This is a genomic window from Rothia sp. L_38, assembly GCF_050689125.1.
GTDB lineage: Bacteria > Actinomycetota > Actinomycetes > Actinomycetales > Micrococcaceae > Rothia.
On sequence record NZ_JBOEQD010000002.1, the window covers coordinates 258741 to 278215 of the forward strand.

The 19475-nt window shown below is 62.2% G+C and carries 21 protein-coding genes; 14 read left to right on the forward strand and 7 right to left on the reverse strand.

The features are described from left to right. Positions 1-46 precede the first annotated feature (46 nt). On the reverse strand, positions 47-1450 hold the full coding sequence (locus ACRCJM_RS02460; protein ID WP_431463681.1) for a phosphomannomutase/phosphoglucomutase: 1404 nt from the start codon (positions 1448-1450) through the stop codon (positions 47-49). Positions 1451-1589: 139 nt separating this feature from the next. Between ACRCJM_RS02460 and manA the strand changes: the two genes are divergently transcribed. Further along, positions 1590-2789, forward strand: coding sequence for a mannose-6-phosphate isomerase, class I (gene manA / locus ACRCJM_RS02465; RefSeq protein ID WP_431463682.1), 1200 nt, complete (start codon positions 1590-1592; stop codon positions 2787-2789). Here manA and ACRCJM_RS02470 read toward each other — a convergent pair. Next, positions 2786-2932 carry a hypothetical protein gene (locus ACRCJM_RS02470; protein ID WP_431463683.1) on the reverse strand — a complete coding sequence of 49 codons (147 nt, stop codon included), beginning with the start codon at positions 2930-2932 and terminating at the stop codon, positions 2786-2788. The two genes, manA and ACRCJM_RS02470, sit on opposite strands and share 4 nt — an antisense overlap. Here ACRCJM_RS02470 and ACRCJM_RS02475 point away from each other — a divergent pair. Both ACRCJM_RS02475 and ACRCJM_RS02480 read left to right on the forward strand, forming a co-directional pair. Then, entirely contained in the window at positions 2931-3200 is a 270-nt protein-coding gene (locus ACRCJM_RS02475) for an ACT domain-containing protein (RefSeq protein ID WP_237206077.1), read from the forward strand. The two genes, ACRCJM_RS02470 and ACRCJM_RS02475, sit on opposite strands and share 2 nt — an antisense overlap. Positions 3201-3212: 12 nt before the next feature. Then, a complete protein-coding gene (locus tag ACRCJM_RS02480; RefSeq protein ID WP_431463684.1) occupies positions 3213-4577 on the forward strand; it encodes a PFL family protein in 1365 nt (454 codons plus the stop codon). A 129-nt stretch (positions 4578-4706) separates the two neighbouring features. On the opposite strand, the gene ACRCJM_RS02485 is transcribed toward ACRCJM_RS02480, so the two are convergent. From ACRCJM_RS02485 to tmk, 3 genes are read right to left on the reverse strand one after another with little or no spacing between them, the layout of a single operon-like run. Continuing rightward, entirely contained in the window at positions 4707-5372 is a 666-nt protein-coding gene (locus tag ACRCJM_RS02485) for a YczE/YyaS/YitT family protein (protein ID WP_431463685.1), read from the reverse strand. 32 nt (positions 5373-5404) lie between these two features. After that, the gene (locus tag ACRCJM_RS02490) at positions 5405-6562 is read right to left on the reverse strand and encodes a DNA polymerase III subunit delta' (protein WP_431463686.1); all 1158 of its coding nucleotides are present in this window, start codon (positions 6560-6562) and stop codon (positions 5405-5407) included. After that, positions 6559-7263: a dTMP kinase gene (gene tmk / locus ACRCJM_RS02495; RefSeq protein ID WP_431463687.1), complete on the reverse strand. Its 705-nt coding sequence runs from the start codon at positions 7261-7263 to the stop codon at positions 6559-6561. The genes ACRCJM_RS02490 and tmk overlap by 4 nt, the downstream gene beginning before the upstream one ends. 129 nt (positions 7264-7392) lie before the next feature. Between tmk and ACRCJM_RS02500 the strand changes: the two genes are divergently transcribed. From ACRCJM_RS02500 to ACRCJM_RS02510, 3 genes are all read left to right on the forward strand, one after another. Further along, a complete protein-coding gene (locus tag ACRCJM_RS02500) occupies positions 7393-8574 on the forward strand; it encodes a trans-sulfuration enzyme family protein (protein WP_237210607.1) in 1182 nt (393 codons plus the stop codon). Between the two features lie 12 nt (positions 8575-8586). Continuing rightward, positions 8587-8901, forward strand: coding sequence for a DUF2516 family protein (locus tag ACRCJM_RS02505; RefSeq protein WP_237197641.1), 315 nt, complete (start codon positions 8587-8589; stop codon positions 8899-8901). A 129-nt stretch (positions 8902-9030) separates the two neighbouring features. Then, positions 9031-9771 (forward strand): phosphoglyceromutase, encoded by a 741-nt coding sequence (locus ACRCJM_RS02510; RefSeq protein WP_135013359.1) that lies wholly within the window; start codon positions 9031-9033, stop codon positions 9769-9771. 97 nt (positions 9772-9868) lie between these two features. Here ACRCJM_RS02510 and phoU read toward each other — a convergent pair whose 3' ends face one another. Continuing rightward, complete coding sequence (gene phoU, locus ACRCJM_RS02515) at positions 9869-10525, reverse strand: phosphate signaling complex protein PhoU (RefSeq protein WP_237186984.1); 657 nt, start codon at positions 10523-10525, stop codon at positions 9869-9871. Positions 10526-10709: 184 nt separating this feature from the next. On the opposite strand from phoU, the gene ACRCJM_RS02520 reads away from it, so the two are divergent. Then, positions 10710-11957 (forward strand): sensor histidine kinase, encoded by a 1248-nt coding sequence (locus ACRCJM_RS02520; protein ID WP_431463688.1) that lies wholly within the window; start codon positions 10710-10712, stop codon positions 11955-11957. Further along, positions 11958-12638 carry a response regulator transcription factor gene (locus tag ACRCJM_RS02525; protein WP_135013364.1) on the forward strand — a complete coding sequence of 227 codons (681 nt, stop codon included), beginning with the start codon at positions 11958-11960 and terminating at the stop codon, positions 12636-12638. It abuts the gene before it with no gap. 86 nt (positions 12639-12724) lie between these two features. Here the strand turns inward: ACRCJM_RS02525 and ACRCJM_RS02530 are convergent, their stop codons facing one another. Then, a complete protein-coding gene (locus tag ACRCJM_RS02530) occupies positions 12725-13270 on the reverse strand; it encodes a hypothetical protein (RefSeq protein WP_431463689.1) in 546 nt (181 codons plus the stop codon). Positions 13271-13526: 256 nt separating this feature from the next. Here ACRCJM_RS02530 and ACRCJM_RS02535 point away from each other — a divergent pair, with 256 nt between their 5' ends. From ACRCJM_RS02535 to rlmB, 6 genes are all read left to right on the forward strand, one after another. Further along, positions 13527-14012, forward strand: a complete 486-nt coding sequence (locus ACRCJM_RS02535; protein ID WP_185173529.1) for a CarD family transcriptional regulator — start codon at positions 13527-13529, stop codon at positions 14010-14012. A gap of 23 nt (positions 14013-14035) precedes the next feature. Continuing rightward, positions 14036-14812: a 2-C-methyl-D-erythritol 4-phosphate cytidylyltransferase gene (gene ispD, locus ACRCJM_RS02540; RefSeq protein WP_431463690.1), complete on the forward strand. Its 777-nt coding sequence runs from the start codon at positions 14036-14038 to the stop codon at positions 14810-14812. Continuing rightward, the gene (gene ispF / locus ACRCJM_RS02545) at positions 14809-15288 is read left to right on the forward strand and encodes a 2-C-methyl-D-erythritol 2,4-cyclodiphosphate synthase (protein ID WP_237197658.1); all 480 of its coding nucleotides are present in this window, start codon (positions 14809-14811) and stop codon (positions 15286-15288) included. The genes ispD and ispF overlap by 4 nt, the downstream gene beginning before the upstream one ends. A gap of 98 nt (positions 15289-15386) precedes the next feature. Next, the gene (locus ACRCJM_RS02550; protein ID WP_431463691.1) at positions 15387-16277 is read left to right on the forward strand and encodes an alpha/beta fold hydrolase; all 891 of its coding nucleotides are present in this window, start codon (positions 15387-15389) and stop codon (positions 16275-16277) included. A 2-nt stretch (positions 16278-16279) separates the two neighbouring features. Continuing rightward, positions 16280-17704 carry a cysteine--tRNA ligase gene (gene cysS / locus ACRCJM_RS02555; RefSeq protein ID WP_431463692.1) on the forward strand — a complete coding sequence of 475 codons (1425 nt, stop codon included), beginning with the start codon at positions 16280-16282 and terminating at the stop codon, positions 17702-17704. A gap of 105 nt (positions 17705-17809) precedes the next feature. Further along, the gene (rlmB, locus tag ACRCJM_RS02560) at positions 17810-18790 is read left to right on the forward strand and encodes a 23S rRNA (guanosine(2251)-2'-O)-methyltransferase RlmB (RefSeq protein WP_431463693.1); all 981 of its coding nucleotides are present in this window, start codon (positions 17810-17812) and stop codon (positions 18788-18790) included. Positions 18791-19475 lie beyond the last annotated feature (685 nt).

Sequence of the window (19475 nt, forward strand, 5' to 3'; positions counted from 1 at the left end):
GCCTGAAAAGTGGGCAGGAGCTGGTACAAAGTGGATGTGCTTGGGCTTAGCCCTCGCGCACAATCTTCAAGATGGTATCGCGCACGCGCTCCATGGTGGCCTGGTCGGGGGCCTCAAGGTTCAGGCGCAGGAAGGGCTCGGTGTTGGAGGGGCGCAGGTTAGCCCACCAGCCCTCGGTCTTGTGCTCGAAGGTGGTGCCGTCCATGTCGGATACCTCAACGGTATCGCCGAAGTACTCGGCAACGCGGGCGATAGCACCGGCCTTGTCTTCCAGCTCAGAGTTGATTTCACCGGAGGGGACGTAGGGGGAGTAAGCGGCGCCCAGCTCAGAAAGGGGCTGCTCGCCCTCACCCAGGGCGGCTAGCACGTGCATAGCGGCCAGCATGCCGGTGTCGGCGTTGAAGAAGTCCTTGAAGTAGTAGTGAGCGGAGTGCTCGCCACCGAAAACGCCAGACTCTTCAGCCATAACAGCCTTGATGAAGGAGTGGCCCACGCGGGTCTTGATAGCGCGGCCGCCCAGCTTCTCAACCAGCTCAGGCACGGCCTTGGAGGTAATCAGGTTGTAGATGATTACGGGCTCGTCGTTGCCCTCAGCCTTGGCGCGGGCAATCTCGCGCTCAGCAACCAGGGCGGTGATAGCGGACGGAGTAACGGGCTCGCCCTTCTCGTCGATGACGAAGCAGCGGTCGGCATCGCCGTCGAAAGCCAGGCCAATATCTGCACCGTGCTCAACAACAGCCTTCTGCAGGTCAACCAGGTTGGCAGGCTCCAGGGGGTTGGCGGGGTGGTTGGGGAAGGTGCCATCCAGCTCGAAGTAGAGGGGCACGATCTCCAGGGGCAGGCCGGGCAGGATTGCATCGCCCAGTACAGCGGGGGTGGTCATGCCGCCCATGCCGTTACCGGCGTCTACAACAACCTTGAGGGGGCGGATGCCTGAGAGATCAACCAGGTTACGCAGGTATTCTGAGTAGGCCTTGAGAACGTCCTTCTCAGTTACAGAACCCGGGGTATCAACGGCGGGAATTTCACCCTCGTTCAGGTACTTCTGGGCCAGGTCACGAATATCAAAGAGCCCGGACTCAGATGACAGGGGAACAGCGCCCGCCTTAGACATCTTCATGCCGTTGTACTCGGCAGGGTTGTGGGAGGCGGTGAAGGTGACACCGGCAGCGTTCTCAACGCCACAGGCGAAGTAGAGCTCGTCGGTAGAAATCAGGCCGATGTTGATGACGTTAGCGCCGCGGGCGGTGGCACCCTCAGCGAAAGCGGCCATAAACTCGGGGCCGGAGGGGCGCATGTCGGCGCCCACCAGAACGTCCTGGCCAGCTAGGCCGAGAATGTCTACGAAAGCTGCGCCGGTTGCGCGAACGGTCTCGGCGGTGATGGTTTCGCCCACGATGCCGCGAACATCGTAAGCCTTAAAAGATGCGGTTAAATCAATAGTATTCACGAAAGGTAAGTCTAATTGCCCTGTGACCTGTTTAGACAGTATCCAGACAGATTTCCGGTGTGATTTATGGCGATAAACACCAGGTTTCTGCGCTATAAACTGCGGGGTGGTGAACCCGGGGCATGGTTTGATGGTGCCTATGGGTGAACTTTTTTCTTTAGATAATCCGATTCAGAACTACGCCTGGGGCTCCTATGAGACACTGGCCCTCATGCGCGGCGTCCCTGCCCCCACCGAACAGCCGGAGGCTGAGCTGTGGGTGGGCGCGCACTCGTCCGCCCCCTCCGTAGCTCACGTAGACGGCAGCTCCTTCCCGCTCGATGTTCTGGTGGGCGAGCAGCCTGCCCGCTTCCTCAACCCGCAGCGCACCAGCGACACCTTCCCCTTCCTCTTCAAGATTCTTGCCATTGAATCCCCCCTGTCGATTCAGGTGCACCCCACCGACGAGCAGGCCCAGGCAGGGTTCGCGGACGAGAACGCCCGCGGCATCGCCCTTGATGACCCGGCCCGTAACTACAAGGATCGCTTCTCTAAGCCCGAAACCGTTATCGCCCTGTCGCCCATGCGCATCCTGACCGGTGTGCGCGAGTTCGCGGAGCTGCGCGCTATCGCTGAGCACTTCTCCCTGCCCTGGCTCACCGGTGCTCTGGGCGCGGCTAAGACCGCCAAGGAGCTACTCACCGTCATTATCCGCATGCCGCAGGACGCCGCCGCGGCAGCTGTCGAGCAGACCGTCGCGTCCGCACGCGCTTGGATTGCCAAGAACGGTGAAGTTCCCGGCGCTGAATCAACCGCTGCCGGTGTTGCCGAGCTAGTAATCCTGATTGACAGCAAGTACCCCGGCGACCGCGGCCTGCTGGTCGCTCTGGTCATGAACCTGGTCTACCTTGCCCCCGGCGACTCTGCCTACACTCCCGACGGCCAGGTGCACGCCTACGTCTCGGGTACCGCTATTGAGCTGATGAACCCCTCAGATAACGTCATGCGTGCCGGTCTTACCCCCAAGCACATTGACGAGGAAGAACTCATCAAGATCCTCGGTGAGGGCCAGGGCGCACCTACCATCCAGCGTCCTACCCCCACCAGTGAGAAGGCCGCCGAGTACTCCATGTGGGATGAACGCCTGTCTGTCACCCACCTGGTCGTTGAAGAGGGCGAAACCATCACCCTGCCCCTGGCCGGTGTAGCCACCGCCCTGTGTGCAGGTGGCACCGTTGTGGTCAGCGACGAGGTCAAGACCTTCACCCTGACCGGCACCCAGTCGGTCATGTACGTGGGCGAGCCCACCGAGGTGACCGTCACCGGCGCAGGCGAACTCTACATCGCAGCCCAGCGCTAAGGCGGAAGGACGCCGCCGCGCGGCGCCTTTCCGTCATCTAGAGCAGGTGCGGGGGAGAGCTGGGTAAAGTAGGTAGGGACGACGTCCGGCGCTCCACCTCCCCAGCCGGGGGAAGAGCCGATAACTCCCACAAGGAAGCCCATGAAAATCATTCTGACTGTCACCGGCCTTGACCACGAAGGCATCATTGCCGGTGTCACCACCAAGCTCGCTGAGCGCAAGGTTAATATCGAGAATCTGTCGCAGACCCTCATGCAGGGCTACTTCACCATGATTCTGCAGGGGAGCTTCGATGATTCTGCCCAGTCGATTACTGACCTGCAAGAGGCTATGAAGCCGGTTGAAGAAGAGCAGCGCGTGCAGATTCGTATTCAGTCTGACGCCATCTTCCAGGCCATGCACACCCTCTAGGAGTTACCGACTATGTTTAGTGACCGTTCCGGTAACGTTCTTGAGACCCTGCAGATGATCGAGGAAGATAAGCTCGATATCCGCACGGTGACCATGGGGATCTCTCTGCTGGATTGCGCCGATTCTGACGGTGAGGTAGCCCGCCAGAAGATTTACGACAAAATCACCTCCCGCGCAGCCCGTCTGGTTGAGGTAGCTGAGGGTATTGAGGCCGAGCTCGGCATTCCCATTATCAATAAGCGTATTTCGGTGACCCCGATTGCCCTGGTGGCGGGTGCCTCGAACGATGAGGACTACGTGGAGTTCGCCAAAACCCTGGACGCCGCTGCTAAGGCTGTGGGGGTTAACTTCATCGGTGGCTTCACCGCCCTGGTTGATAAGGGCGCTACCCCGGCTGATGAGAAGCTCATGCGCTCTATTCCGCGTGCCCTGAACGAAACCGATGTGGTCTGTGCGTCGGTGAATATCGGCTCGTCCCGGGCCGGTATCAACATGACCGCTGTGCGCACCATGGGCGAGGTCATTCGCGAGACCGCTGAGGGCTCCGCTGAAGCCCACGGCTTTGGCTGCTCCAAGCTGGTGGTTTTTGCCAACGCTGTATCTGACAACCCCTTCATGGCAGGTGCCTTCCACGGGGTGCAGGAGGCCGACACCGTTATCTCGGTGGGTGTCTCTGGCCCCGGCGTGGTCAAGCGTGCCCTCGAAAAGGTGCGCGGTGAGTCTTTTGATGCCTGCGCTGAGGCCATTAAGAAGGCGGCCTTCAAGATTACCCGCATGGGTCAGCTGGTGGGCACCCTGGCCGCTGAGCGCCTGGGCGTGGAGTTCGGTATCGTCGACCTCTCTCTGGCCCCCACCGCCGAGGTCGGCGACTCGGTAGCCCACGTGCTCGAAGAGATGGGTCTTGAGTCGGTGGGTACCCACGGCACCGTTGCTGCCCTGGCCCTGCTCAATGACGCGGTGAAGAAGGGCGGGCTCATGGCCTGTTCGCACGTGGGTGGCCTCTCGGGCTCCTTCATCCCGATTTCTGAGGATATCGGCATGATTGAAGCTGCTGCTGCCGGCAAGATTACCCTCGATAAGCTCGAAGCTATGACCGCGATTTGTTCCGTGGGCCTGGACATGGTGGCGATTCCCGGCGATACCTCGGCTGCAACCATTTCTGCCATGATTGCCGATGAGGCCGCGATTGGCGTCATGAACCACAAGACTACCGCTGTGCGCGTCATTCCGGCGATTGGGCTAGAGATTGGCGAGATGGTGGAGTTCGGCGGCCTGCTGGGCCGGGCCCCCGTCATGCCTGCCCACCCCGAGTCGGCCGAGGTTTTTGTGGCCCGTGGCGGGCGTATTCCCTCCCCGGTGCACGGCTTCCGCAACTAATCCCCTCCGCAAGGGGACCAGATTTCCAAAAAGGGACCGCAGAATATGCGGTCCCTTTTTAGTTTTGCGGTCCCCTTGCAGGCCGTGGGCAGTGGGCTGCCGGCCGTGGGCTGTGTGTGGGCCGGCGAACTACGGAACCGGGCGCGGACGCGGGGTGAGCGGCACTGTCACGTAGGGTAGGAACCAGCCGATGAGGGGCCCCACGGTAAAGGCGATGAGTAGGGTACCCACACCGAAGTGGCCGCCCATAGCAATACCGGCTGCCACCACGGTCACCTCAAGCACGGTGCGCACTAGCCAGACGGGCCGTCCGGTAACCCTCACCAGCCCGGTCATCAGCCCGTCGCGCGGACCGGAGCCGAACTGGGCTCCCAGGTAGAGGGCGTCAAAAAAGGAAAAGGCCAGAATGCCCACCGCCAGATAGACCCACTGAGCGAGAACCCCGGTGGGATTGGGAATCAAATCCATAGCCATATCGGCTGAGAGCCCCACCAAAACCGCGTTGGCCAGGGTGCCGAGGCCCGGCATTTCCTTGAGGGGCAGCCAGAAGAGCAGCACCACAAAAGAGGTAGCAATGGTCAGCACCCCGTAGCTGAGCCCGGTCATTTCCATCAGGCCCAGGGTGAGCACATCCCAGCCCAGGGCACCCAGGCCTGCCTTAATGAGCAGGGCGCAGGAGGCCCCGAAGCCCACCAGCCCCACCACGAGCAGAGGCAGGCGCAGGGCAAGCTTGCCTGCGCGTAGCTGCTGTAGGGGCCCTAGGTGGGCGAGCGGACGGGGAGCGGACTGGGCCATGGGGGTGCTTTCTGGCAGGGGAAGGGCAGGGGCTAGGCGATAAAGCTGGTCATCATGGCCTCAAAAGCCAGACGGGCTCCGGCATTGGTGCGGATGCGGCGGCGGGTGGTGGCTACCGTGTCCAGATGAGCCAGAGTGTGCTCTGGAGCGGTGCGCTCGGCATAGGCATAGATATCGTCGGCCAGGTGGGCATTGATAATCTCTGCCCCGGTGGAGAGCTGCACGGTCAGCACATCGCGGAAGACGGTTTGAATGTCGGCTAGAAACCGGTCGAGGGTGTCGGTCTGGATTCGCTTAGCGCGGCGCTTCTGGTCTTCTTCAAGTTGACGTACTTGGGCACGGTGGGTGGGGGAGAGCTTTTCGCCGTCCTCGTAGCCCAGGGCGGTGAGCAGGGCGGAGCGTTCCGCCTCATTGCGGGCCTCAGCATCCGCTTCGGCTTCTGCCTCGGCGATGGTGATGAGGTCGTCGGCTGCTTCCATGGCGGCGGCGATAGAGCGCAGGGTAATGGGCATCTGCACCACGGTGCTGCGGCGTTTGCGGGCTTCTGCGTCGGTGGCTAGCTTGTGGGCGACCTCTAGGTTGCCCTGGGCTAGGCGGGCGACGAAATCTGCCTGCTGGGGTTCTAGGTTCTCCCCGCGGGCCTGCGCGTCGGCAAGAAGCCGGGCGGCGACGTCCGCCACCGAGGGCAGGCGTAGCTTGACCGGGCGGCAGCGGGAGCGAATGGTGACCAGGACGTCGGCGGGCGAGGGGGCAGTGAGCAGCCAGATGGTGTAGGGCGGGGGCTCCTCGATGGCTTTGAGCAGCACGTTGGAGGTGCGCTCGGGCATGCGGTCGGCGTCCTCAATGAGCATGACGCGCCAGCGCCCCACCACTGGGCGGTCCTGGGCCTTGACCACGAAGTCACGGGCTTCGTCGATGGTGATGGTGGTTTTTTCGGTGGCGAAGTGCAGGAAGTCTGCGTGGGAGCCACTGAGCACCGTGGTGCAGGAGCGGCAGTGCCCGCAGCCCCGGGCGGCCGGGTCGGGCTGGTCGCAGAGCAGGGCAGCGGCGAAGGCTAGGGCAGCGCCGGAGCGCCCTGCCCCGGGCGGGCCGGTGAAGAGCCAGGCATGGGTTGGTTTCTCTTCGGCAGCGGCGCGGGTAAGCTGGGCGCGCACGTCGAGCTGGCCGGTGAGGGTATCAAAGACGCTCATGCGATACTCCTCAGGGCCGCTGCTAGCACGTCGGTGTGGACGTCCTCGATAGGGCGGGCCCCGTCGATGCGGGCGTACCGCTCGGGATTGGCCTCGGCTAGCTGCTGGAAGGTGGTGTGCAGGGTGCGATGGAAGGTGTCGTCCGCTGATTCCATGCGGTCGGCAGCTCCCCGGGCACCTGCGCGGGAGCGTCCTTCGGCCAGGGGTACATCGAGCAGAATGGTGGTGTCGGGCAGCAGGTTAGAGGTAGCCCAGCGGCTCAGATTGACCACGGTGTCGATGCCCAGACCCCGCCCGGCCCCCTGGTAGGCGGCCGATGAGTCGATGTAGCGGTCGCAGAGCACCACCTGCCCGGCTTCAAGGGCGGGGCGAATCTTCTGGTGGGCGTGGGCCGCGCGGGAGGCAGCAAAAATCAGGGCCTCGGTGTGGGGGTCAATCTCGCCGTTGCCGTGCTCAAGAACCAGCGCGCGGAGTTTCTCACCGATATCGGTTCCGCCGGGTTCACGGGTGACCAGCACCGAGTAGCCTCGCTGGGTGAGGGCCTCGGCCAGGAGTTTAATCTGGGTGGTTTTGCCCGAGCCGTCCCCGCCTTCAAAGGCGATAAAGGTGCCGGGGTAGGGGCGGGCCGCGCTGCTCGCGTCCGCCGGGAGGGTTCGGACGCCCGGGTCGGCTTCTGGGGTGTAAGAAAGTGCGTGGGTCACGGGTATAAGCCTACCAAGGCGCTGCGCCTGCCGTCCGGTCTACCCGAGACTACTCTCTAGCCCGTCCCATATGTCACCCTGTGGCGTACCCCTGGCACTGGGCCTAGTGCTGCGCGTATCGTTGAATCTATGACTGAACAGAACCTCTCACCCGAAACCCGCCTGGTGGCCGGTGGCCGCCCCGCCCACGACGATCTGGCTCCCGTGAACCCGCCGATTGCCATGTCGTCCACCTTCCGCCAGACAGGCCCCTCAGACCTCAATACCTACGCCCGTTTCTCCAACCAGTCCTGGGACGGCATCGAAGAGGTCGTCGCTGACCTTGAAGGGGCAGAGCTGCCCGGCCTGGTCTTTGCTTCCGGCATGGCAGCTGTTGCGGCTGTGCAGGATCTGGTGCCCGTAGGTTCTATCATTCTGCTGCCCGAGCACACCTACATGGCCTCTGTCTCTATGGCTAAGCGCCTTGAAGCTCGCGGTATCACCACCGTGGTGCGCCTGGACATCGAAAACACCGAGTCCGTCATTGCCGAACTCGAAAAGGCCGCCGCTACTGCCGGTACCACCCCCGAGAACATCAACTACGCTGCTCCCAAGGTGCTGCTCTGGATGGAGTCCCCCACCAACCCCATGATGGAGGTCGCCGACCTGCCCGCTATCCTCGCGGCAACTCAGCGCCTGGGTATCGTCTCTGCTGTTGACAACACCTTCGCCACCCCGCTGGGCCAGAACCCCCTGGCTCTGGGTGCCGACGTGGTCGTCCACTCCGCCACCAAGTCCATCGCCGGTCACTCCGATGTGCTGCTGGGCATCACCGTCACCTCTAACCCGACCCTGCGCGAAGCCATGCAGGCCCACCGCACCACCAACGGCGCTATCGCCGGCCCCTTCGAGGCCTGGCTGGGCCTGCGCGGCGTCCGCACCCTGGGCGTCCGCCTTGAACGCGCCGCCGCTAACGCCCTCGAACTGGCTCAGCGCCTGCAGACCCACCCCGCTGTCAAGGCCGTGCGCTACCCCGGTCTGCCCACCGACCCCGGCTTCGAACGGGCGTCCGCACAGATGCGCACCTTCGGCTCAATCCTCTCCATCACCCTGGACGCCACCGCCGAAGAAACTGACCGCGTAGTGCAGGCCCTGAACATCTGGACGCCCGCCACCAGTCTCGGTGGCGTAGAATCACTGATTGAACGCCGCCGCCGCCACGGTTCGGAGCCCCACTCAATCCCCGAGTCGCTACTGCGCCTGTCGGTAGGTATCGAGAACGTCGATGACCTCTACAACGACCTGGCCGCGGCCCTCGACAACCTCAAGTAACGAACGGACGCCATGACCCCCATCGCCCTGATTATGCTGGTCACCTACTACGTGGGCCTTGCCCTGGCCCTGGTAGTTGCCGCCCTGTCGATCTTCGCCCTGGTTGAGGCCGCCCGCGCCTCAAGCTACGCCTACCAGAGCGCCTTCAAGCGCACCAAGGGCTTCTGGGTAGGAGTCACCGCTGCTGCGACTGTCTTCTCCGTGCTCATGGTGTGGCAGTCACTGACTATTGGCGGCGGCTCTATTTTCTTGCAGCTGATTGCGGCCACCGCCGTGGGGGTCTTCCTCGCGGACGTCCGCCCCGCCGTCGCGGTGCGCCGCCGCTAGCCGCAGCTTGCGTTAAGGTCTGAAAAACCCACACATATTCACGAAGAAACCCCCGGAAAAGACCGGGTTTTCCGTGAATATGTGTGGGTTTATCTTTGCTTTGGAGGGCGTGAGTGGGATAATGGGGGTATGACTTACAAATTGGTACTGCTCCGTCACGGGCAATCAGAATGGAACGAAAAGAACCTCTTCACCGGCTGGGTAGACGTTGCCCTGACCGAGAAGGGTCGCGCCGAAGCTACCCGCGGTGGCGAACTGCTCAAGGAACGCGGCATCCTTCCCGATGTCGTCCACACCTCCCTGCAGCGCCGCGCCATCAACACCGCTAACCTGGCTCTCGATGCCGCCGACCGCCACTGGATTCCCGTCAAGCGCAACTGGCGCCTGAACGAGCGCCACTACGGTGCCCTCCAGGGTAAGGACAAGACTCAGACCCTCGAAACCTACGGCGAAGAGCAGTTCATGACCTGGCGTCGCTCCTACGACGTTCCGCCTCCGGCCCTCGACGACAACGACGAGTTCTCACAGGCTAACGACCCCCGCTACGCAGACATCGAGAACGCTCCCCGCACCGAGTGCCTCAAGGACGTCCTCGAGCGCATGCTGCCCTACTGGGAATCAGACATCAAGGAAGACCTGAAGGCTGGCAAGACCGTTCTGGTTGCTGCCCACGGTAACTCCCTGCGCGCCCTGGTCAAGAACCTCGAAGGTATCTCAGATGAGGACATCGCCGGTCTGAACATCCCCACCGGCATCCCCCTCTACTACGAGCTGGACGAAAACTTCAAGCCCGTCGGCCCCGGTGAGTACCTGGACCCCGAGGCAGCTAAGGACGCCATCAAGGCTGTTGCTAACCAGGGTAAGAAGTAAATCCCCGGTAGGTACCACTTAAATCAGAAAAACCCACCAACTAGGTGGGTTTTTCTGATTTAAGTGGTACCTTCTGACGGAGATGGTACCTACCAGCCTAGATGCTGGGGACGGCGTTCCAGTCGCCGGTGACCAGGTAGGTGACCTTGCGGGCTACCGACACACCGTGGTCGCCAAAGCGCTCCAGGTAACGGGAGGCCAGGGTGACGTCAACGGTGACCTGGGCGTTCTGGCCCCAGTCGGGGGCTGCCATGCGGTTGAAGACCTCAACGTGGAGTTCGTTGATGCGCATCTTGTTCTTGATGATGTCCTGGGTATGGGAGAGCTCGCGGGTCTCAAGCAGGCTGATGACGCTGGCGATAATCTTCTGGTCAAGCTCGATGATTTCGCGGAAGACCGGCACGATGGACTCGGGCAGGACGTGCTCGGGGTAGCGCATGCGGGCAACCTGGGCGACGTGGCGGGCAAGGTCGCCCATGCGCTCCAAGGAGGAGCTCATGCGCAGGGCGCCAACAATCATGCGTAGGTCGGAGGCTACCGGGCCCTGCAGGGCCAGAATGTCGATAGCGCGCTCATCGAGTTCGTTTTGCATGAAGTCGATGCGGGCATCGTTGGTGATAACCTCTTCGGCTTCTTGAATATCGGCCTGCAAGAAGGCGTCCGAAGCGCGGCCGAGAGCCTCCTGGACCAGGGTAGCGATATGAATCAGCTCTTCGCCGACGTGCTGTAGTTCGGCTTGGAAGACTTTGCGCACGTGCGCGTCCTTTCCATCTGGGGAAGTGTGGGGTGCCGGGCAGACTCCTGCCCATGGCTACCCCTTTAGAGTGCCAAGGTCACATGAACACAAGCACATGGTTGGGTAAACGTTAGTTGAACCCCGGGATATTTGGGGGTCTGCGGGGCACGGGGTAGGGCCGGTAGGCTCTAAGCTGGTAGATGTGAACCCTACTGTGATTGCTTTGTCTGCCGCTGTGCTGGGGCTCCTCATCGGCGTGGTGAGCATGCTCGCCGTACAACGGAGTGAGCGTCAGCGCGCTCGCTGGGCCGACGTTGAAGAGCCGACCATTAGCGACGGCGCCGCCGAGGTGCTGGCGGTCATTGGTCGCGCCTACATGGTGGTGGACGCCGTGGACGGGGTGGTGCAGGCTTCTCCGGGCGCCTACGCCTTAGGGCTGGTGCGCGGGCATACAGTGGTCTCTGACGAGCTGCTAGAGATGATCGACGCGGTGCGCTCCAAGGGCATTATCGTCGAAAAAGAAATTATCTTAACCCGTGGCTTTTACGACCAGAGCCGCCTGGTAATTGACCTGCGCGTGGCCCCGGTGGGCGACGAGTACATCTTGGTGCTGGCTGACGACCGTACCGAGATCGCCCGCGCGCAGACCGTCCGTACCGACTTCGTTGCCAACGTATCGCACGAGCTCAAGACGCCGGTGGGGGCGGTTGGACTTATGGCTGAGGCCATCGAGTCATCGGCGGACGATCCCGAGTCGGTGCTCTACTTTTCGGGCAAGCTCAAGAAAGAGTCCCGGCGGTTAGCGGCACTGGTGCAGGACGTCATTGAACTCTCCCGCCTGCAATCAACCGATATGGTGCTCAACTCTACCCTGGTCGATGTTGAGCAGGTGGTCGCTGAATCGGTTGACCGTAACCGCCTCACAGCCGAGGGTAAAAACATTGAACTTCTGGTAGGCGGAAAGGCCCCCCGCCCGGTCCACGGTGACCCCGAGCTGCTGGGTACCGCCCTGCGCAACCTGATTGAGAACGCCATTCGTTACTCGCCCGAGAACACCAAGGTGGGCATCGGTATGGCTGTGAAGGGTGACACTGTTAGAATTTCTGTGAAAGACCAGGGCCCGGGCATTCCCGAGGACGAACAGGACCGCATCTTTGAGCGGTTCTACCGGGTTGACCCGGCGCGTTCCCGCCAAACCGGGGGCACCGGCCTGGGCTTGAGCATTGTGAAGCACATTGTGGGCCAGCACGGCGGCGAGGTGACCCTCTGGTCCCAGCCCGGCTCCGGCTCGACCTTCACGATTGCCCTGCCCATTGTTGATGAAGAAACCGAACAAGACCTGCTGGGGGAGCACCCGCCGACGGGATCCCTTACCCAGATAACAGACCACAACACCAACGCTGCTCCGCGCCCCGCGGGGGCGGCTCAAACTGCGAAGGAAGCAAAGTAAGTGACCCGTATTTTAGTGGTTGAGGACGAAGAGGCGCTGAGCGAGCCCCTGGCCTTTTTGCTGGGCCGCGAGGGCTTTGAGGTACAGGTGGTCGATAACGGTCTGGACGCCGTGGTCGAGTTCGAGCGGAACGGCGCAGACCTGGTGCTCCTCGACATCATGCTCCCCGGCCAGTCCGGTACCGAGGTCTGTAAGCAGATTCGCGCCACCAGCGCGGTTCCCATCATCATGCTGACCGCTAAAGACTCAGAAATCGATAAGGTTCTCGGCCTTGAACTGGGTGCTGACGACTACGTCACCAAGCCCTATTCCTCCCGTGAGCTCATCGCCCGCATCCGCGCCGTCCTGCGCCGCCAGGGCGAACCCGAAGAGCACGATGCCGGGGCGATCGAGGGCGGCCCGGTCCGCATGGACGTTGAGCGCCACGTGGTAACCGTATCCGGCGAAACCGTAGCTATGCCCCTCAAGGAGTTTGAGCTGCTTGAGATGCTTCTGCGTAACGCCGGGCGTGTGATGACGCGCTCCCAGCTGATTGACCGGGTCTGGGGTGCTGACTATGTGGGCGATACCAAGACCCTGGACGTGCACATTAAACGCCTGCGCTCCAAGGTTGAGCCTGACCCTTCCTCCCCGCGCTATGTGGTGACCGTGCGCGGTCTGGGCTACAAGTTTGAACCCTAAACCGGCGCCCTAAGCCGGGTAAAGCAGTGGGGCGGGCCCTTCAGTTACCTGAAGGGCCCGCCCCACATCTTTAAAGCGAAAGGGTTTTAGCCGTTGCTGCTAGCGGTTTCGCTAGCGCTGGGAGTAGCCGCTGCGGTGGGCAGGTAGGGGGCGTACTCTTCCAGGGCGGCGTCAAGAACCGGAACGTTGAAGGTGGTGGTGCTGGAGGTGACGTTGGAGGAGACCTCGACGTCCTTCAACAGCAGACCGGGGTTAGCGCCGGCCTCAGCCAGAAGAAGTTCGTTCTCGTCGTTTTCCAGGCGGACTTCCTGGCCAGCGGGAACCTCAACGGTGAGAGTTTCGGTGGGGAAGGCCAGGGTGACGGTGGCGTCTTCCTCGGTCTGGTTCAGAATGGTGCCCAGCACGCGGCCCTGTGAGGCTTCATCGGCTGCGATGACCATGATGTTGCGGAGCTGGATATCCTGCTGGTTGTTCTCGCCTAGCAGGTTAGCCATCTGGCCGTCGGAGGCGGAGTAGACGATGGTGGTGGCGGGCTGGTTGGTGTAGGTGCAACCGGTGGTGGCCAGCAGGGCACCAGCGATGGCGACGAGGGCGCTGGCGCGCTTGACGGTCACAGAAGCGGTGTTCTTCACAGCTCTAGCTCCTTGTTGGGGTAGTAGTCTGCCGCTGGGGCAGAGAAAGTGTGTGTGCTCCGCGCCGAGGTACGGATTTTTAGTCTGTTCAGGTCACATTCTATCTGGTTTAACGACAATACGTCTGTATCAACGAGACAAAAGGGCATAAATGAAGCGCTCCGGTTCGCTGAGAGCGCCGGGCCTATTTTGAGACTTTAAGGGTGCTGTCTTTCGTTGCATGGTAGAATAGGTAGGCTGAAAGGGGTTTATCCATATGGTTTTTGAGGTTGGCGAAACAGTCGTTTACCCTCACCACGGTGCCGCAACGATCGAAGAGATCAAGATGCGCAAGATTCGTGGCGAAGAGAAGATGTACCTGAAACTCAAGGTCGCTAACGGTGACCTGGTCATTGAGGTGCCCGCTGAGAACGTCGATATGGTGGGCGTGCGCGACGTCGTTGACGAGCGCGGTCTGCAGGAAGTCATCGACGTGCTCCAGGCTACCGATACCGAAGAAGCAGCAAACTGGTCCCGCCGCTACAAGGCTAACGTTGAGAAGCTGGCATCTGGCGATGTGCTGAAGGTTGCCGAGGTCGTGCGTGACTTGTGGCGCCGTGAGAACGACCGCGGTCTGTCGGCTGGCGAGAAGCGCATGCTGGCTAAGGCCCGTCAGATTCTGTCATCTGAGGTTGCCCTGGCTAAGGACATCGACGAAGAAGCTGCCGAGGTCGAACTCGATAAGATTCTCGAGGGCGTCTAAACTTTCGGGTATGCTCACTAGCTGTGAGCACTCTAGATTTTTCTGATACAGCGGGCACCGCAACCACTTCTGGTGGTTCGGTGCTCGCTGTCGTTATTGTGGCGGCCGGTTCGGGGTCGCGTCTGGGCGCAGGTATGCCGAAGGCAGCGGTGCAGGTTGCCGGGCGAACCCTGCTGGAATGGGCCTTGGCCGGTGCCCGGGAGTCGGGCGTGGCGGCACGGCTGGTGGTGACGGTCCCCCCACAGGACGTTGAGCTACGGCAAGTCTGTGCCCGGTACGGTGCCCTGGCGGTGCCCGGCGGCGCAACGCGCGCCGAATCGGTGACGGCCGCCCTGGCCGCGATTGCGGACGCAGCCCCCCTGCCGGGTGCTCCCGAGCAGCTGCCCACCGGCGTCCTTGTGCACGATGCCGCCCGCTGTTTCACCCCCGCTAGTGTCTATCACCGGGTGGCGGCCGCCCTTGAGGCGGGGGAGGAGGCTGTAATTCCGGCGCTGCCCGTGGTTGACACCATTAAGACGGTGGATGCTGCCGGGTACGTGAGCGGCACCCCGGCTCGCGCGCAGCTGCGGGCTGTGCAGACCCCCCAGGGGTTTGACCTGGCCACCCTGCTCCAGGCTCACCGGGATGTTGCCTCCCTGGCCCCCGAGGTCGCTAAAAGCATCACCGATGATGCCATGCTGGCTGAGACCCTGGGCCTGCCGGTGGCAACGGTCGAGGGAGCTGCCGAGGCCTTCAAGATTACAACCCCCCTTGACCTGACCCTAGCCAGAGCCCTCTACGACGAAAAGAGAGAATCATGATTCCCCGTATCGGTACCGGTACTGATGTTCACGCTTTTGGTGAGGAGGGCACCGAGCTGTGGGTGGCCGGTCTGCACTGGCCGGGCCAGCGTGGCCTATCGGGCCATTCGGACGGAGACGTGGTCGCCCACGCTGCTGCCGATGCCCTGTTTTCTGCTAGTGGCACCGGTGATCTAGGCTCCAATTTCGGGGTGGATCGGCCCGATATGGCAGGTGCTTCCGGTGTGCGGATCCTCTCTGAAGCTGCTGCCATTGTGCGGGCCGCCGGGTTTGAGATTGGCAACATTGCGGTGCAGCTGATTGGCAACAAGCCCAAGTTCTCCCCGCGCCGGGAGGAGGCCAACCGCGTCTTATCCGAGGCCGCCGGTGCCCCGGTGACCGTCACCGCCACCACCACCGACGGGCTGGGCTTGACCGGCCGCGGCGAGGGCGTGGCAGCTAGCGCTGTTGCCCTGGTATACCGTAAGGACGCTTGAGCCAAGGCCCAGCGTCGGGTGCGCTCAGAGGCGGGGGCAGTCAGCGCTACAATAAGCCTGTCCCTGTTAACACCACCCCAAGCTGTAAAGAAGTACCCGTGAACGCCGACCCTCTTGAACCCCGCCCTCATGTGCTGAGCCAGAACGGGGGTCGCGTCATCGCCTGGCACGAATTCGGGCAGACGGAATCGCCCAGGGCTACCGCCGTGTACTGCCACGGAACCCCTGGCACCGGCTACGAGGCACTTTTCCTTGACGAGGCAGCCCGTGAACTGGGTATCCGCATTATCGCCCCGGACCGCCCGGGGTTGGGAGCATCGGATGCCGTGCCCCACAGGCTGGTGGGCACCTGGGCAGAGCGGGACGTCGCCGCCATCATCGACCATCTAGAGCTTGACCGTTTCAGCGTGATGGGCTTTTCCGGCGGCGGGCCCCACGCTATGAGCCTGGCAGCCCTGCACCCCGAGAAGATAGACCAGCTCATCTTACTGGCCCCCTTCACCCACCACCCCCTCTGGGAAACCCGGTTGGGCCTTAACCTCACTCCGCTGCGCGTCCACATGTCGCACCTGACCCTCTCCTGGTTCCCCAAACCCCTGATAGACCTGACCGCCCGCGCCGTCAGCCGCCCGCTGGCGTCCGCCTCGACCCTAGCTTCAGCCCTGGGGCGAGACGTGCAGGGGCACACCGCCGCCTACCGCATGGCGGTCTCCCACGATTACGCCCTGCAGTTCTCCATCAAAGGCGGGGTACAAGACGAGTACGCAATTCAGGACGACTGGGGGTTCGCAGAGTCCACCGTTAAAGCCCCGGCTCATCTCTGGGTAGCCGGGCGAGATTTGGCCATCAAACCCGCCCGCGCTCGCAACCTGGGGCTCCGCCTGGGAGCCCAGATTCACGAGCTACCGAGTGATGGACATTTCTCCCTGCTCATTAACCACGCAGCTAGCGTCCTCGCACCGGTTCTACAGCGCACGGTAAACTGTTAGGCGTGACTCTACGTTTTTATGATTCAGCAACAGCAAGCGTCCGTGATTTCACCCCGGTTCACCCCGGCGAGGCCCGCATCTACTACTGTGGTGCCACCGTTCAGGGAGCCCCGCACATTGGGCACGTACGTTCGGGCCTGGTCTTTGACCAGCTCTCCCGCTGGCTGACCTACCGCGGTTACAAGGTCACCACGGTTCGTAACGTCACCGATATCGACGACAAGATTCTGGTGAATTCGGCCGCCTCTTTTGAGCCCGGCTATGCCGGTGAGCACCCGGCTGAAGAGTGGTGGGCCCTGGCCTACCGCTTCGAGCGGGTCTTCGGCCAGGCCTACGCCTCCCTCAACATCGCACCTCCCACCTACGAGCCGCGCGCTACCGGGCATATCCCCGAGATGTTTGCCCTTATTCAGCGCCTTATTGACCGCGGCCATGCCTACCCGGCGACCGACGGCTGCGGCGACGTCTACTTCGATGTGCGCTCCTGGGAGAACTACGGTGCCCTGACCCGCCAGAAGATTGACGACATGCAGGACGCCCCGGACGCCGACCCCCGCGGCAAGCGCGACCCCCGCGACTTCGCCCTGTGGAAGGCCTACAAGGAGGGCGAGCCGACCACCGCCTCCTGGGATTCCCCCTGGGGTAAGGGCCGCCCCGGCTGGCACCTGGAATGCTCAGCCATGGCCGGCAAGTACCTGGGCGAGACCTTCGATATTCACGGTGGCGGCCTCGATCTGCGCTTCCCCCACCACGAAAACGAGATGGCCCAGTCCCAGGCAGCAGGCTACGGCTTCGCCAACTTCTGGATGCACAACGGCCTGGTCAACTACGAGGGCGAGAAGATGTCCAAATCCATTGGCAACATCATCACCCCCGCCCAGATGCTCGAAGCCGCCCGCCCCCTGGTCGTCCGCTATTACCTGGGTCAGGCCCACTACCGCTCCGTGCTCGACTACCACCCCACCTCACTCGAGGAGGCCCGTGTAGCTGTCGAACGCGTCGAAGCCTTCCTGGCCGCAACCCGCGACTATCACCGTGAAGACGCTGCGGTACCCGACGCTTTCGCCGAGGCCATGGACGACGACCTCAACATCCCCAAGGCCCTCGCCGCCCTGCACGCGGGCGTCCGCGCCGGTAACGCGGCGCTCGCTGCCGGTGAATCTGCCCAAGACGCCGCCGAGCAGGTCTACGCCATGGCCAAGGTACTGGGGCTGGTAGAGCTCATGTCCTTCAGCCAGGCAGGGGCTGCCGCCAACGAAGCCGGCGAACACGTAGCGCTCGACTCCCTGATTCAGACCATGCTCACCCAGCGCGCCGAAGCCCGCGTGGCCAAGGACTGGGCCCGCGCTGACCAGATTCGTGACGCCCTGGCAGCGGCCGGTATCACCGTCAAGGACGGCGCATCCGGCTCCACCTGGTCCCTCTAGGCCTCATAGCCCTCCCGCTACCGTGCTCCATCTCTCGCCCCACAGGGGGCAGGGGGTCGGTAAGCTAGAAAACAATTCATAGACATCAAACAAAGGACACACCCCATGGCGAAGGCAGGCTCACGCCCCGGCGCAACCAATAAGAAGAAGGGCCCCACCAAGGGTACCGGTGGTCACGGCCGTAAGGCCCTCGAAGGCCGCGGCAACACCCCCAAGGCAGAAGACCGCGTCTACCACAAGGCCTACAAGATGAAGAAGGCCGCCGAAAACCGCAAGGCAACAAACACCCTGCGCTCCCGCCAGCCCCGCCTGGGCGGCAAGCGTGCCTCCGACGAACTTGTCACCGGCCGCAACTCCGTGCTTGAGGCCCTGCAGACCGAGATTCCCGCCAAGACCCTCTTCGTCATGTCCCGCATCGAGGTCGATGACCGCGTCCGCGACATCATGACCGAAGCCAACAAGCAGGGCCTGCCCATGCTCGAAATTGGCCGTAACGAGCTGGACCGCCTGACCGACCACGCCGTCCACCAGGGCGTCGCTCTGCAGATTCCCCCCTACAAGTACCCGGACGCCGGCAACCTGGTCCTCGACACCATGGATCTCTGGTACGACAAGAAGATGAGCACCCCGCCGCTCTTCGTTGCCCTGGACGGCATCACCGACCCCCGCAACCTGGGCGCCATCATCCGCTCCGTCTCAGCCTTCTCGGGTAACGGCGTCATCATCCCCGAGCGTCGCTCGGCAGCCATGACCGCCTCAGCCTGGAAAACCTCATCCGGTGCTGCTGCCCGCATCCCCGTTGCCAAGGCAACCAACCTCACCCGCGTGATCCAGCAGGCCAAGGACGCCGGCATCTTCGTCGTCGGTCTGGACGGCGGCGGCGACATAGACCTGCCCAACCTCGAACTGGCCTCTGAACCGCTCATGATCGTTGTCGGCTCAGAAGGTAAGGGGCTCTCACGACTGGTCACCGAGAACTGCGACCAGATCGTTTCGATTCCCATTAGCTCAGCAATGGAATCACTCAACGCCTCTATGGCAGTCGGCATCTCCCTCTACGAGGTATCCCGCCGCCGAGCTTCCTAAACTTTCATAAGAACGAAGTGCTCTCCCGCGATAGTGGGGGAGCACTTTTTGTTTATCTGGGCTTAGGGGAGAGACGTAAGTCTGCCCCTCACGTCCCGCCTGACGGCGGATTCCGCTCGCTCTTGTGTGCTCGCGCGCTCGCACCCGTTCACTTCATCGAGCCAGCAGCTTCGCTGTGAGCCTGCTGCCCCCTCACAAAGATAAGGAACTTATGTGAGCCGGAATAAGGGTATGGCTCACAAATAATCCCTAAAATCAAGTCTTCGGAAGACCTTCAAAAAAACTTTAAAAATATTTTTATGGTGTTTAGTTTAGCTTTGACTAGGCGTTTTATCTGTTTCGGGTGGAGATTCTGAGGCAAAAAAGCTCCGTTGGGGGCACTTTTGGGTTGCACGCTCTGGAAAACCTGCGTAGAGTATTACGAGTCGCCACGGCACAGGGGAAACCCGCCAAGCGACAAAACACCTAGTCACATAGCGAATTCAGGCCCAAGCAGGCAACTGACCATCAGGACTCATACGAGTCAGGTTGTGAAGTAACAGACCAGCCAAAAGCCACTGTGAAACACAACACGGAACACCGAGTTGACACACAGAAAAGAAACGCGATAGACTAGACGAGTTGCCCAAACGGGTAACACAAAAACTTGAGAATGACCGATACGAAACACCGGCTGGTTTTACTG

What these genes read in the sequence shown, in the direction of transcription:
- rlmB (WP_431463693.1), top strand. Translation starts at nt 17,810, where the DNA reads ATGGCGAAGGCAGGCTCACGCCCCGGCGCAACCAATAAGAAGAAGGGC.
- ACRCJM_RS02510 (WP_135013359.1), top strand. Translation starts at nt 9,031, where the DNA reads ATGACTTACAAATTGGTACTGCTCCGTCACGGGCAATCAGAATGGAAC.
- ACRCJM_RS02535 (WP_185173529.1), top strand. Translation starts at nt 13,527, where the DNA reads ATGGTTTTTGAGGTTGGCGAAACAGTCGTTTACCCTCACCACGGTGCC.
- ACRCJM_RS02470 (WP_431463683.1), bottom strand. Translation starts at nt 2,932, where the DNA reads ATGGGCTTCCTTGTGGGAGTTATCGGCTCTTCCCCCGGCTGGGGAGGT.
- ACRCJM_RS02485 (WP_431463685.1), bottom strand. Translation starts at nt 5,372, where the DNA reads ATGGCCCAGTCCGCTCCCCGTCCGCTCGCCCACCTAGGGCCCCTACAG.
- ACRCJM_RS02480 (WP_431463684.1), top strand. Translation starts at nt 3,213, where the DNA reads ATGTTTAGTGACCGTTCCGGTAACGTTCTTGAGACCCTGCAGATGATC.
- manA (WP_431463682.1), top strand. Translation starts at nt 1,590, where the DNA reads ATGGGTGAACTTTTTTCTTTAGATAATCCGATTCAGAACTACGCCTGG.
- ACRCJM_RS02505 (WP_237197641.1), top strand. Translation starts at nt 8,587, where the DNA reads ATGACCCCCATCGCCCTGATTATGCTGGTCACCTACTACGTGGGCCTT.
- ACRCJM_RS02500 (WP_237210607.1), top strand. Translation starts at nt 7,393, where the DNA reads ATGACTGAACAGAACCTCTCACCCGAAACCCGCCTGGTGGCCGGTGGC.
- ispF (WP_237197658.1), top strand. Translation starts at nt 14,809, where the DNA reads ATGATTCCCCGTATCGGTACCGGTACTGATGTTCACGCTTTTGGTGAG.
- ACRCJM_RS02490 (WP_431463686.1), bottom strand. Translation starts at nt 6,562, where the DNA reads ATGAGCGTCTTTGATACCCTCACCGGCCAGCTCGACGTGCGCGCCCAG.
- ACRCJM_RS02475 (WP_237206077.1), top strand. Translation starts at nt 2,931, where the DNA reads ATGAAAATCATTCTGACTGTCACCGGCCTTGACCACGAAGGCATCATT.